The organism is Nonomuraea sp. NPDC048916 (assembly GCF_040649575.1).
In the GTDB taxonomy this organism is placed as follows: Bacteria; Actinomycetota; Actinomycetes; order Streptosporangiales; family Streptosporangiaceae; genus Nonomuraea.
Genome location: NZ_JBEZFS010000004.1, coordinates 52995 through 65715 on the forward strand (window position 1 = coordinate 52995; position 12721 = coordinate 65715).

Below are 12721 nucleotides of genomic sequence, written 5' to 3' on the forward strand. Positions count from 1 at the left end.
CCCCGATGTCAGTCGGGGACGGTGAGGACGGTGCCCGCGCCGACGGTGAGACCGCCCTCGCGGATCGCGAAGCCGAGCCCCGGCTCGACCGCGACGGCCTTGCCCAGCTCGACCGTCACCTCGACCGTGTCACCCGGCCGCGCGGGCCCGGCCAGGACGAGCTCGCCGGGCACGTCGGTGGTCCGCAGGTAGAACTGCGGCCGGTAGCCCGACGCGACCGGCCTGCGCCGCCCGCCCTCCTCCGGCGTGAGGAGGTAGAGCCGGGCGGTGAACGACCGGCGAGCCCGCTGGCTGCCGGGCGCGGCCAGCACCATGCCGCGCCGTACCTGCTCGCGGCGGACACCGCGCAGCAGGACCGCGGCGTTGTCGCCCGCCTCGCCCCGCTCCATCGTCTTGCCGAACGTCTCCACCCCGGTCACCACCGCGGTGAACCCGTCGCCAAACCCGACGACCTCCACCTGGTCTCCGACGCGGACCGTGCCGCGTTCGATGGCCCCGGTGACGACCGTGCCCCGGCCGGTGACCGTGAGCACGTTCTCGACCGGCATCAGGAACGGCGCGTCCACGTACCGGACCGGCACGGGGATGCGCTCGTCGACCGCCCGCAGCAGGGCGTCGATCGACGCCGTCCACTCCGGGTCGCCCGCGAGGGCGCGCAGCCCGGACACCCGGACCATCGCGACGTCCTGGTAGCCGTGCTCGGCGAGCAGCTCCCGCAGCTCCAGCTCCACCAGGTCGGTCAGCTCCGGGTCGGCGCCGTCGGCCTTGTTGACCGCGACGACCAGGTGCTCGACGCCGACCCGCCTGGCGAGCAGCACGTGCTCCCGGGTCTGCGGCATGATGCCGTCCCGCGCGGACACCACGAGGATGGCCCCGTCGAGCTGCGCCGCCCCGGTGATCATGTTCTTCACGTAGTCGGCGTGGCCCGGCATGTCCACGTGCGCGTAGTGCCGGCCGGCGGTCTCGTACTCGACGTGCGAGATGTTGATCGTGATGCCCCTGGAGTGCTCCTCCGGGGTGCGGTCGATCCGCTCGAACGGCGTGTAGGTCGCCTGCCCGCGCTCCGCGAGCACCTTCGTGATCGCGGCGGTCAGCGTGGTCTTGCCGTGGTCGACGTGGCCCATCGTGCCGATGTTGAGATGCGGCTTGTTGCGCGCGTAGGCCTGCTTGGCCATGGTTCTCTTCCTTCGAAAGCCTGGATCCGTGGTGACCCGTCAGAGTCGGCTACCTCCCCCCGCCGGGTCACATTCGGGACTTACGGGAAGAGGTCAGCGCTCCAGGCCGTCGAGGGCACGCTCGAAAGCGCCCGCGCGTGCGGGCGCCGAGAGCTGAGCGTGCCGGAACATGATGACCATGATGTGGCTCTCAGCACCGGGCGGCAACGGATTATTCCGGCAAGATGTGTATGGCCGACCGCAACGAGAGGAGCATCGCGTGGCTGGATTAACGGGTCACCGGCTCGCCGAGCTGATCGCCGAGTACGAGGTGCCGGGGGCGGCCCTCGCCTACCTGCACGACGGGGAGGTGCACGAGTTCGCCGCCGGGGTGCTCAACCAGGCCACCGGCGTGGAGGCCACCCCCGACTCCCTCTTCCAGATCGGCTCGGTCACCAAGGTGTGGACCGCCACCATGCTCATGCAGCTGGCCGAGCGGGGCGGCCCGGCGCTGGACACCCCGGTGCTGGAGGTGCTGCCCGAGTTCAGGGTGGCCGATCCCGACGTGACCAAGTCCGTCACGATCAGGCACCTGCTGACCCACACCAGCGGCATCGACGGCGACCTGTTCCTCGACACCGGACGCGGCGACGACTGCGTGGAGAGGTACGTCGAAGCCTGCGCGGCCCTGCCGCAGAACCACCCCCTGGGCGCCACTCAGTCCTACTGCAACTCGGGCTTCGTGATCGCCGGCCGCATCCTGGAACGGCTCGACGGCAAACGCTGGGACGACGTGCTGCGGGAACGGATCATCGAGCCCCTCGGGCTCACCCACACCTGGACCCTGCCCGAGGACGTGCTGCGCTTCCGCCCGGCCATGGGCCACCTGGACGGCAAGGCCGCCCCGATGTGGGGGCTCATGCGCTCGGCCGGGCCCGCCGGGCTGATCTGCGCCCGCCCCGCCGACGTGGTCGCCTTCGCCCGGGCCCACCTCGACGGCGGCCTGCTGGACGACCCCCGGGCCATGTGGGAGCCGCAGGTCGACATCCCCAACCCGCACACGCTCGGCAGGCACTGGGGCATCGGCTGGATCCTCGACGAGTGGGACGGCCACCGCGTCATCTCCCACGGCGGCAACACCATCGGGCAGCATGCCATGCTCTGGGTCGTTCCCGGCACCGGCACGATCGTCTGCGTGACGGCCAACGGCGGCCACAGCGCCGCGTTCACCCGCGCCCTGGCCACCGAGCTGTTCGCCGAGCTCGACGGCCTGACCGTGCCGCCCGCCCTCAGCCCGCCCGAGACCCCCGTCCAGGTCGACACCGCCCGGTACGCGGGCCGCTACGAGCGGGCCGGCGCCCGCCTGACGATCACCGAGCGCGACGGCGGGCTCCGGCTGCTCATGGAGGCCACCGGCGCGCTGGCCGCGCTGAAGAGGCCGCAGGAGGCCGACCTCGTCCCCGTCGACGAGACGACCTTCGTCGGACGCCTGCCCGGCGACCCCGCCTGGACCTCGGCCGTGTTCTACGAGCTGGCCGACGGCTCCCCCTACGTCCACCTGGGCGCCCGCGCCACCCCCAGGACCGGCTGAGAGCCGCGGGCGGACCCGGGCGAGCGCTCGCGGCGGCCGGACTACAGAGGGATCCACTCGGTGGAGGTGGTGACCTCGTCGAGCACGGCCGGGATCGGCTCCACGCCGAGCCCCGGCCCCGACGGCACCTCCAGATGCCCGTCGGACAGCTCGAACGGCTCGGTGATGTCCGTCGCGTAGTAGCGGCGCGAGCCGGAGGTGTCGCCGGGCAGCGTGAAGCCGGGCAGCGCGGCGAGCGCCACGTTCGCGGCCCGGCCGAGCCCGGTCTCGAGCATGCCGCCGCACCAGACCGCGATCCCGTTGGCCCGGCACAGATCGTGGATGCGCCGTGCCTCCAGGTATCCGCCGATCCGGCCAGGCTTGATGTTGATGATGGAGCAGGAGCCGAGCGCGATCGCGGCCGCCGCGTGCTCGGCCGACTCGATCGACTCGTCCAGGCAGATCGGGGTGCGCAGCTGCCCGGCCAGCCTGGCGTGCTGCACGAAGTCGTCGTTGGCCAGCGGCTGCTCGATCAGCAGCAGCCCGAACTCGTCCAGCCTGGCCAGGTGCCGCGCGTCCACCAGCGTGTAGGCCGCGTTGGCGTCGACCTGGAGCAGCACGTCGTCGCCGAACCGCTCGCGCACCGCCCGGACCGGCTCGATGTCCCAGCCCGGCTCGATCTTCAGCTTGATCCGCACGTAGCCCTCGTCCAGGTAACCGCCGACGGCGTCGAGCAGCTCCGGGATCGAGTCCATGATGCCCACCGACACGCCGCACGGCACCCGGTCACGCGCGGCGCCCAGGAACCGGCCGAACGACTCGCCCGCGGCTCGTAGCTGCGCGTCCAGCACGGCCGTCTCCACGGCGGCCTTGGCCATGCGATGGCCCTTGATCGGCTCCAGCGCGCGGCCCACGGTGTTGGCGTCGAGGTCGCCCGGCAGCGCCGGCAGCAGGAAGCGCCGGATCACCTCGGCCGCGCCGTCGACGTACTCCGCGGAGTAGCGCGGCTCCGACATCGCCACGCACTCGCCCCAGCCCTCGGCGTCGGGCGTGACGACCCTGACGAGCAGCACGTCGCGGGCCCTTTCGGTGCCGAACGAGGTGCGGAACGGTGCCACCAGGGGCATCGCGATCCGCCGCAGCTCAACTCCAGTGATCTTCATACTCGCTCCACTGCGTAGTAGGACTTCTCGTGGAACCCGTGGTCGCGCGTCCCTCAGTTGGCAGGCCACCCGGCACGTACCGTACGGTATGCCGCCGTGCCTTCGCCGTTCCCGGCCGGTCCGGCGCGACACGCGGATCGGCTTCCGGTGTCCCGCCGGTGTCACGCTGACCGTATGCCATCGTGCGGGGGGGGCGGGATTCGTGCGGGTGCACCAAGGCGGCCCCCGGATTGGTAGCGCCCGACGGTCCGGTCAGGAACGGGGGCGCGGCGGGCGCCGGGTCGCCGCCAGGCCCGGCTCGCCCACGCAGGGGGCGATCCGGACCCCGGACGGTGTCCCCGGGCTGAGCCGGACCGAGCGCAGCGGCACCGTCACCTCGGGCGTCGGGTGGCGGCCGGCCGGGAAGCAGGCGGACAGGCGGGTCAGCACGCCGTCGGTGGTGACGTCTCCGTGCAGCGCGGTGCCGCCGTCGCGCCGGATCTCCAGCACGCACGGCACCGGCTGCCCGGCGAGTGCCAGCCCGCCGACCGTCGCGCCGGCCAGCGCGTCGAGGTCGTCAAGGCTCCAGCCGTAGTGCCAGATGGCGGCGGCCACCACGGACGCCGCCGGATCACCCGGCTCGGTGAGGACCAGGTCGAGCCCTTGGCAGAGCTCCCATGCGATCCGCTCGGCCCCCCGGACGACCTGGGTGCCGACGCGCAGGCCGGGAAGGTCGGGCACCGCGCCGCCCGCCTCGAAGATCAGCTTGATGCCGGTCCGGGCACGTCCCGGACGGCCGTCGCGCCATCCGCAGGCGACGATGTCCCTCGATTCGGCGACGCCCCAGCGGCCGATCCGCAACATGGGGCATGACTACCCGTTGACCGATGCGATCACACACGGTGACCATTATTTGACCACGTGAGGGGCCGGATGGCGGCTCGGAAACCTCGCCTCGTCGCTGTGCGTGTGTGAGATATCGCCCTCGGGGTAGCGCGGTGCGGTGAAGCCTCGAAGGAGGAAACCGTGGATATCAACATAGGCCAAGGCCTCACGGATGTTTGGCGGCAGATTGCCACTTTCGTCCCGAGGCTGGTCGCCTTTCTCGTCATACTCGTCATCGGCTGGTTCATCGCCAAGGTGCTGGGCAAACTCGCCGAGAAGATCCTGGAGAAGGTCGGCTTCGAGCGGGCGGTGCAGCGCAGCGGCATGAGCCGCGCGCTGGAGCGCAGCAAGTACACCGCCAGCGGCCTGGTCGCGAAGGTGGTCTACTACGCCATCCTGCTGGTCACGCTGCAGATAGCGTTCAGCGTCTTCGGGCCCAACCCGATCTCGTCGCTGCTGAACGCCGTGGTGGGCTGGCTGCCGTTGGCGATCGTGGCCATCATCATCGTGGTGATCGCCGGCGCGATCGCCAGCGCGGTCAGGGACGTCGTCTCCGGCGCGCTGGGCGGCCTGTCCTACGGCCGCTGGCTCGGGGCGGCCGCCGCGGTGTTCATCTGGGCGCTGGGCATCATCGCCGCCCTCAACCAGATCGGCGTGGCCACCACCGTCACGACGCCGGTGCTGATCACCGTGCTCGCCACGGTCGGAGCCATCGCCGCGATCGGCTTCGGCGGCGGCCTGGTGCGGCCCATGCAGCAGCGCTGGGAACGCTGGCTGGGCACCATCGAGCAGCAGGTCCCACAGGCCAAGGCTCATGCCGAGGCCTACCAGAGGGGACGGCAGGACGCCCGGCAGATGGCGCCGGTCAGTGAGCCTGCCGGTGAGCCTGCCGCACCCGTCCACGGCGAGCCGGGCGGCACCCGCACCGAGCCGGGGAGCACGACCCCCCGCACCGATCCGGGGAGCACGACCACCCGGGACCGCCCGGACTTCTGAGCCGCCTGACAGTGACCGGGACACACCAGTCCCGGTCACTTCCATGTCGCCCTCCGGCAGCGAGCGTCTGGCCGGAGATGGGATCAGGCGGGAGACTCGTCGGCCAGCAGGCTCAGCTCGCGGGCCAGCCAGCAGATCGCGGTCAGCCGCACGGCGACCGCGTCGTTCTCGCCGATCGGCCTCCAGTTCAGGTGACGCAGCTCGTCGGCGAACCCCAGCAGGTAGTCGCCGAGCGTCTCGCGGTCGAGCGGGATCGTGTCGCGGAGCGCCGCGGCGTGCTGGTCCACCGCCGCCACCAGACCGGGCTCGACGGCCATCCGGGCCAGCTGCCCGTGCCCCACCGTGTCCATCAGCCACCGCAACGGCGAAGTCGCCCATCCATCCTCAAACAACACCCAAATAACCATAATGTCCGGTTATGGGTGCTCACCCCAGTCCGCGACCGCCGGGGCCGCTGCGAGCGCGAACGCCGGGCCGCTTCCTGGCGCGGATGACCCGGCCGGCACGGGGCAGCGGCGGGGCGGATGACCGGCCGGCACGGGGCAGCGGCGGGGCGGATGACCGGTCGGCACGGGGCAGCGGCGGGGCGGATGACCGGTCGGCACGGGTCAGCGGTGGCACGGTCAGCGGTCGAGGACGTGCAGCGCGTGCGGGGTGGTGGTGAGCGCGAGTGGACCGTCCGGGGTGCAGGCGACCACGTCGGCCAGCCGGGCGCCGAACAGGTCGGGCACGTAGATCGCCGGTTCGAGGCAGAGCGTCATCCCGGGCTCCAGCGCGGTGCCGTCGCCCGGCCGCAGCTCCGGGCCCTCGTCGTGCCCCAGGCCGATCCCCCTGCCGAAGCGGGCCGCCGCGAAGTGGCCGTAGCCGCTGCCGTCGATCACGTCCCTGATCGTGACGGCCACCTCGGCGGCCGTGGCGGATCGCCCGACCGACCGGAGGGCCGCGCCGTGGGCGGCGAGCACCACCGAGTACATCGCCTCGAAGTCCTCCGGCGGCTCGGCGACGGCGAAGACGCGGGCCACCTCCGCGCAGTAGCCGTCCCACCGGGCGCAGAGCGAGACCAGCAGCGCGTCACCCGGGTTGATCACCCGCTCGTCCGGCAGGTGGTCCGGCCGGGCGGTGTGCTCGCCCGCCGCGACCCGCAGCGACAGCACCTCCTCGCAGCCCGTCTCCAGCAGCAGCATCCGGAGCCGGGCCGCCATCGCCCGCTCGGTCGCCCCGAACCACGCCAGCTCCCGCACCTGCCCGAGGACCGCCTCCGCCGCCCCGGCCGCCCGCCCGATGGCCTCGACCTCCCGTGGCTCCTTGCGCAGCCGCAGCGGCTCCAGCACGACCGCGGCCGGCACCAGCTCGGCCTCGATCGCCAGCGCGAACAGCTCGCGAACCCGCATCTCCGGATCCACCCCCACCCGCCGCACCCCGGCCGGGAGGAGCCGGCCCGGGTCGGCGGTCTCGGCGAGCGCGTCCGCGGTGACCACCAGGTACGGGCCGTGCCGACCGCCCAGGAACCTGAAATCGGGGGAGGGGCGCAGCACCAGCGCGTCGAGACCGGCCTCGGCCATGGCCGCGCGCACGGCGGCCACCCGCGTCCCCGTCGTCATTCGGTCGCGTGGTCCGGCTCGTGCAGCCAGCAGGCGACCGGGCCGAAGTCGGGCTCCTTGTCCCGGCACACGTCCATGACGAGCGGGCAGCGCGGGTGGAACCGGCACCCTCCCGGCGGATTGGCCGGATCGGGCACGTCGCCCGGCAGCTCGGCGGGCAGCACGCCCATGCCGTCGGGCCGGGGAATGGCCCGGAGCAGCGCCCGCGTGTACGGGTGCCGGGGGTCGGCCCACACCTCTGCCGTGTCGCCCACCTCGACGATCTTGCCGAGGTACATGACGGCGATCCGGTCGGCGATCAGCCGCACCACCGACAGGTCATGGCTGATGAACAGCAGGCCCGCGCCCGCGTCCACCGCCAGATCCCGCATCAGGGTGGCGACCTGCGCCTGGGCCGAGGCGTCCAGCGCGGAGATGGGCTCGTCGCCGATCAGCAGCCGCGGCCTGGCCGCCAGCGCCCGGGCGATGGCGATGCGCTGCCGCTGCCCGCCGGAGAACTCGTGCGGGTGCCGGTCGGCGAAGTCACGCGGCAGCCCCACCCGCTCCAGCAGGTCGGCGGGGGTGGCGGAGGTGTCACGCGCGGTTCGCAGCCCGTCGGCGATCTGGTCGCCCACGCGGCGGCGCGGGTTCAGCGACGCGTACGGGTCCTGGAACACCATCTGGATGCCCGTCTCCCGCCTGCGCCGCAGCCCCAGCGGGCTGACCGGCCGGCCCTCGAAGGCGATGGAGCCCTCGGTGACCGGGTTCAGCCCGCAGACCGCGCGGGCCAGCGTCGACTTGCCGCAGCCCGACTCGCCGACCAGGCCGACGACCTCGCCCGGGCTGACGGTCAGACTCGCTCCCGCCACTGCCCGCACGACCGGGCGGCCGGGGGAGCGGTGCTCCACGACCAGGTCCCTGATGTCCAGCGTCATACGGTCTCTCCCGGCGGCGAATCGGGCGGCAAGTCAGGCGGTGAGTCGGGCAGCGAGTCGGGCAGCGAGTCGGGCAGCGAGTCGGGCAGCGCGCCCGGCAGTGAGTCGCGCAGCGAGTCGGGCGGCGAGTCGGGCGGCGAGTCGGGCAACGCGTCGGGCAGTGAGGCCAGCAGCGAGCGGGTGTAGGGGTGGGCGGGCTCGCGCAGCACCCGGCCGCGCGGCCCGGTCTCGACGACCAGGCCCTCCCTCATCACGCTCACCTCGTCGGCGATCGCCGACATCACGCCCAGGTCGTGGGTGACGAGCAGCACCGCCAGCCCGAGCTCGTCGCACAGGCCGCGCAGCAGCCGCAGCACGCCCGCCTGCACGGTCACGTCCAGCGCGGTCGTCGGCTCGTCGGCGATCAGCACCTTGGGCGAGCAGGCCAGCGCGACGGCGATCGCGACGCGCTGGCGCATGCCGCCGGAGAACTGGTGCGGGAACCGCCCGTACGCCTCCTCGGCGCCCGGGATGCGCACCTTGGCCAGCAGCTCGATGGCCCTGGCCCTCGCCTCGGCCTTGTTCACTCCGAGGTGGTGGCGCATGTGCTCGGTCAGCTGCCTGCCGACCGTGAGCATCGGGTGCAGGCTGGTCGCCGGATCCTGGAAGACCATGGCCACCTCGCCGCCGCGTACCCGGTTGAGCTCCTTGGGCGGCAGCGCCAGCAGGTCGCGGTCGCCGAGCGCGACGCGGCCGGTGGCCCGCGCGCCGTGCGGCAGCAGCCCGAGCACGGCCAGGCCGGTCATGGTCTTGCCCGATCCGCTCTCCCCGGCCAGACCGTGCACCCGGCCCTCCGCCAGGGACAGGTCGACGCCCCGCAGGATCTCCCTGCCGCCGATCGACACCTTCAGCCCGCTGATGTCCAGCGCACTCCGGGAGGTCACAGCGCACGCTCCTTGATGGCTCGGGCCGTACGCGGGTCCAGGGCGTCGCGCAGCGTGTCGCCGAGGAAGTTGAACGCCAGCACCACGGTCAGGATCGCCAGCCCGGGGAACGTCGCCACCCACCAGCTGTCGAACACCTCCACGCCGCCTGCCACCATCGCCCCCCACTCGGGGGACGGCGGCTTGGCGCCGAGGCCGAGGAACGACAGGCCCGACAGCAGCAGCAGCGCGGTGCCGATGTCCAGCGTGGCCAGCACCAGCACCGGGCCGGTCACGTTCGGCAGCACGTCGACGCGGAGCGAGCGCCAGGCCGAGAAGCCCAGCAGCCGCCCGCTCAGCACGAACTCCCGCTCCCGCACGCCGAGCACCAGCCCCCGGGTGACCCGGGCGTAGGACGGCCAGGCGACCACCAGCACGGCCAGCACCGCGTTGGTCAGGCTCGCCCCCAGCGCCGCGGCCACCACCATGGCCAGGATGACCGTGGGGAAGGCGAACACCAGGTCCGCCACCCGCATGATCGTCTCACCCACCCATCTACCGAAATATCCGGCGCAGGCGCCGAGCAGGCCGCCGATCAGCACCGACAACACGACCAGCAGCAGCGTCAGCGGTATCGACACCCGTGCGCCGTACATGACCCTGCTGAGCACGTCGCGGCCGAGCTGGTCGGTGCCGAACCAGTGACCCGGGCCCGGCGCGGCCAGCCGCGGCAGGTCCTGGGCCAGCGGGTCGTGCGGCGCCAGCACCGGCGCGGCGATCGCGATGACCAGCCAGGCCACCGCGACCGCGGCCCCCACCACGGCCAGCGGCTGCCGCCACGCCTCCGGGAGCCGTCCGAGCAGCCCCTTGCGATCCCGTCTCACTGCAACCTCACGCGGGGATCGATGACGCCGTACAGGATGTCCACGATCAGGTTGATGACCAGGTACACCACCCCCACGACCAGGCCGACGCCCATGACGGCGGGCAGGTCGAGGGTGGTGGCGCTCTTGTAGGCGTACTGGCCGATGCCCGGCCAGGCGAAGATCGCCTCGACCAGCACCGTGCCGGACAGCAGGCTGCCGAAGGCCAGGCCCGCCACCGTGATGATCGGCACCAGCGCCGAGCGCAGCACGTAGCGGAACAGGATCACCCGGCCCGGCAGCCCCTTGGCCCGGGCGGCGCGCACGTAGTCCTGGCCCAGCACCTCCAGCACCGCCGAGCGGGTGAACCGGGTGAGCAGGCCGATCGTGTAGAGCGCCAGCACCAGGGCGGGCGTGACCAGGTGACCGGCCGCCGAAACGAAGATGTCCCACCGGCCCGCCAGCAGCGCGTCGATCGTCTGCAGCCCGGTCACCGGCGGCGCCCCGCCGAGCGCCGGATCGACGCGCCCGCTGCCCGGGGTGATCTGCAGCCGGTAGAAGAAGACGTAGAACGCCACCAGCGCCAGCCAGAACGTGGGCACCGAGATGCCGACCAGGCTCAGCACCCGCAGCGCGTGGTCGGCGAACCGGTCCCGGCGCAGCGCCGCCACGACGCCGAACCCCACGCCGAGGACCAGCGAGACGGCGATCGCCGCCCCGGCCAGCTCCAGGGTCGCCGGCACGTACTCGGCCAGGTCCTGGCCGACCGGCCGGTGACTCTGCTGGCTGGTGCCCAGATCGCCCTGGACGAGGCCCTGCAGATAGAGCACGTACTGCTCCCACAGGGGCTTGTCCAGGCCGTGGTCGGCCCGCCACTGGGCGACGATGGCCGGGTCGCCCAGCGCCCGCTGGCCCAGGTTGGCGGCCACCGGGTCGCCCGGCACCAGGTTCGTCAGCACGAACGTCACCAGCGTGATGCCCCAGGCCAGCAGGACGGCCGTGAGGATCCGCCGGATCAGGAACCGGGCGAGCGGGTTCTTCGGCACGTCGCGAGACCCTACTTGGCGCCGAGGTCGGAGACGTCGACCGTCCACACCGGGTGGTACTCCACGCCCGTCACGGAGGCGGCCGTCACGATGTTCTGGCTCGGCTGGAAGAGCGGGATGAACGGCCCCGCCGCGTTGAGCTTGTGCTGCATGTCGGCGTAGGCCTCCTTGCGCGCGTCGTCGCCGACCGCGGCCGCCGCCTTCTCACCGGCCTCCTCGATCGTCTTGTCCGAGCCGGCCTTCCAGCCGGCCCGCTCGCCGACCGTCTTGCCGGGCAGGAACACGAGGTAGTCACTCGGGTCCGGGTAGTCCGGGCCCCAGTACCACAGCCCCATCTCCTCCTTGCCGTTGCGGTAGTTGTCCAGCGCGGTGCTCACCGGCGCCGGCGCCAGGTCGACCGTGATGCCGACCTCCTTGAGGTTGGCCTGGACCCGCTCGGCCAGCGGCTGGAAGGACAGGCCGTTGACGGTCAGCTCCGACGGGTACTCCAGCTTGACCGTCGGGTTCGACAGCCCGCTGGCCGCCAGCGCCGCCTTGGCGCCCTCGAGGTCGCGCTTCGGCGCCTGGTCCGCGGGCAGCGCGCCGAGCAACTGCGACGGGATCACGCCCGGAGCCAGCGAGGCGCCCTCGCCGGCCAGCTCCATCAGGCCGTCGTAGTCGACGCCCTTGCGGACGGCCTCGACGAACTTCGGGTTCGGCGTGGTCTTGCTGATGGCGGAGTTCTGGTTGGCCAGCAGGAAGATCACGTTGGCCGAGGCCGTCTTCTTGACCTGCAGGGCCGACGGCATGCCGGTCACCTGGTCGCCGGACAGGTTGAGCGCCACCTGGCTGTCGCCGCGCTGCACGTTCAGCTTCTGCGTGGCCGCCTCGACGTTGCGGATCACGACCTTGTCGTAGACGGGCTTGGTCCCGTAGTACTTCGGGTTCGCCTTGAGCACGACCTGGCTGCTCACGTTGAACGACTCGATCGTGTACGGGCCGGAGCCCGCGGAGTTGGCGTTCAGGTACTGCTCGGCCTTGTCCTGGGCGTCCGCGGTCGCGCCGTTCGCCTTGGCGACCTTGCTGTTGATGATGCCGAGCGCGGGGTTCGGCAGGATGTACGGCAGGGCCGGGTTCGACGCCTTCGAGGTGAGCGTGACCGTCGAGTCGTCGGTCTTGGCCACCTCGACGCCGTCGAGCAGGAACGACGGGGTGCCCTTCATGTCGCGCACCCGGGTGAGCGAGAACACCACGTCGTCCGCGGTGATCGGGGAGCCGTCGGCGAACGTCGAGCCCTGCTTCAGCTTGAGCGTGACGACCTTGCCGTCCTTCGACAGCTCGTACGACTCGGCCAGGGCGGGCACCGGCTTGGTCACGTCGGCGCCGTCGAAGGTGAGCAACGTCTCATAGACGGCCTTGCCCACGATCAGGCCGGTGGGCTCGTACGTGCGGCCGGGGTCGGCCGTCTTGAGGTCGAAGGACGTGTCGATGACGAGCGTCTTCGCGCCGCTCTGGGCGGCGGGCGCCTGGGTGCCGCCGCTTCCGCAGGCGGCGAGGGCGAGTGCACCGGCGAGCAGCACAGCCGCCGTCTGCGAGCGGGTCGCCATGTGAGTCCTCCAGATGGACGATCGGACGATATATGCCGAGGATTGTCCGGCAGATCGTCCAG

The 12721-nt window shown here is 72.3% G+C and carries 12 protein-coding genes; 2 read left to right on the forward strand and 10 right to left on the reverse strand.

Features of this window, described 5'->3' with window-relative positions:
• Positions 1-8 precede the first annotated feature (8 nt).
• A complete protein-coding gene (gene tuf, locus AB0C16_RS04745; protein WP_357678889.1) occupies positions 9-1175 on the reverse strand; it encodes an elongation factor Tu in 1167 nt (388 codons plus the stop codon).
• Between the two features lie 259 nt (positions 1176-1434).
• On the opposite strand from tuf, the gene AB0C16_RS04750 reads away from it, so the two are divergent.
• Positions 1435-2745, forward strand: a complete 1311-nt coding sequence (locus AB0C16_RS04750) for a serine hydrolase (protein WP_357678891.1) — start codon at positions 1435-1437, stop codon at positions 2743-2745.
• Between the two features lie 41 nt (positions 2746-2786).
• Here the strand turns inward: AB0C16_RS04750 and menC are convergent, their stop codons facing one another.
• Together menC and AB0C16_RS04760 are read right to left on the reverse strand one after the other, a co-directional pair.
• On the reverse strand, positions 2787-3887 hold the full coding sequence (gene menC / locus AB0C16_RS04755) for an o-succinylbenzoate synthase (protein WP_357678893.1): 1101 nt from the start codon (positions 3885-3887) through the stop codon (positions 2787-2789).
• A 252-nt stretch (positions 3888-4139) separates the two neighbouring features.
• A complete protein-coding gene (locus tag AB0C16_RS04760) occupies positions 4140-4730 on the reverse strand; it encodes an acyclic terpene utilization AtuA family protein (RefSeq protein ID WP_357678895.1) in 591 nt (196 codons plus the stop codon).
• A gap of 162 nt (positions 4731-4892) precedes the next feature.
• On the opposite strand from AB0C16_RS04760, the gene AB0C16_RS04765 reads away from it, so the two are divergent.
• Positions 4893-5747 (forward strand): hypothetical protein, encoded by an 855-nt coding sequence (locus tag AB0C16_RS04765; protein ID WP_357678897.1) that lies wholly within the window; start codon positions 4893-4895, stop codon positions 5745-5747.
• A gap of 83 nt (positions 5748-5830) precedes the next feature.
• On the opposite strand, the gene AB0C16_RS04770 is transcribed toward AB0C16_RS04765, so the two are convergent.
• From AB0C16_RS04770 to AB0C16_RS04800, 7 genes are all read right to left on the reverse strand, one after another.
• On the reverse strand, positions 5831-6142 hold the full coding sequence (locus AB0C16_RS04770) for a DUF6401 family natural product biosynthesis protein (RefSeq protein ID WP_357678899.1): 312 nt from the start codon (positions 6140-6142) through the stop codon (positions 5831-5833).
• Positions 6143-6370: 228 nt separating this feature from the next.
• The gene (locus tag AB0C16_RS04775) at positions 6371-7348 is read right to left on the reverse strand and encodes a Xaa-Pro peptidase family protein (RefSeq protein ID WP_357678901.1); all 978 of its coding nucleotides are present in this window, start codon (positions 7346-7348) and stop codon (positions 6371-6373) included.
• Positions 7345-8262, reverse strand: coding sequence for an ABC transporter ATP-binding protein (locus AB0C16_RS04780; protein WP_357678902.1), 918 nt, complete (start codon positions 8260-8262; stop codon positions 7345-7347). The genes AB0C16_RS04775 and AB0C16_RS04780 overlap by 4 nt, the downstream gene beginning before the upstream one ends.
• A complete protein-coding gene (locus tag AB0C16_RS04785; protein WP_357678904.1) occupies positions 8259-9185 on the reverse strand; it encodes an ABC transporter ATP-binding protein in 927 nt (308 codons plus the stop codon). Before AB0C16_RS04785 ends, AB0C16_RS04780 begins: the two co-directional genes overlap by 4 nt.
• A complete protein-coding gene (locus AB0C16_RS04790) occupies positions 9182-10048 on the reverse strand; it encodes an ABC transporter permease (RefSeq protein ID WP_357678906.1) in 867 nt (288 codons plus the stop codon). Before AB0C16_RS04790 ends, AB0C16_RS04785 begins: the two co-directional genes overlap by 4 nt.
• On the reverse strand, positions 10045-11073 hold the full coding sequence (locus tag AB0C16_RS04795; protein ID WP_357678908.1) for an ABC transporter permease: 1029 nt from the start codon (positions 11071-11073) through the stop codon (positions 10045-10047). The genes AB0C16_RS04790 and AB0C16_RS04795 overlap by 4 nt, the downstream gene beginning before the upstream one ends.
• A gap of 11 nt (positions 11074-11084) precedes the next feature.
• Positions 11085-12659: an ABC transporter substrate-binding protein gene (locus tag AB0C16_RS04800; RefSeq protein ID WP_357678910.1), complete on the reverse strand. Its 1575-nt coding sequence runs from the start codon at positions 12657-12659 to the stop codon at positions 11085-11087.
• Positions 12660-12721 lie beyond the last annotated feature (62 nt).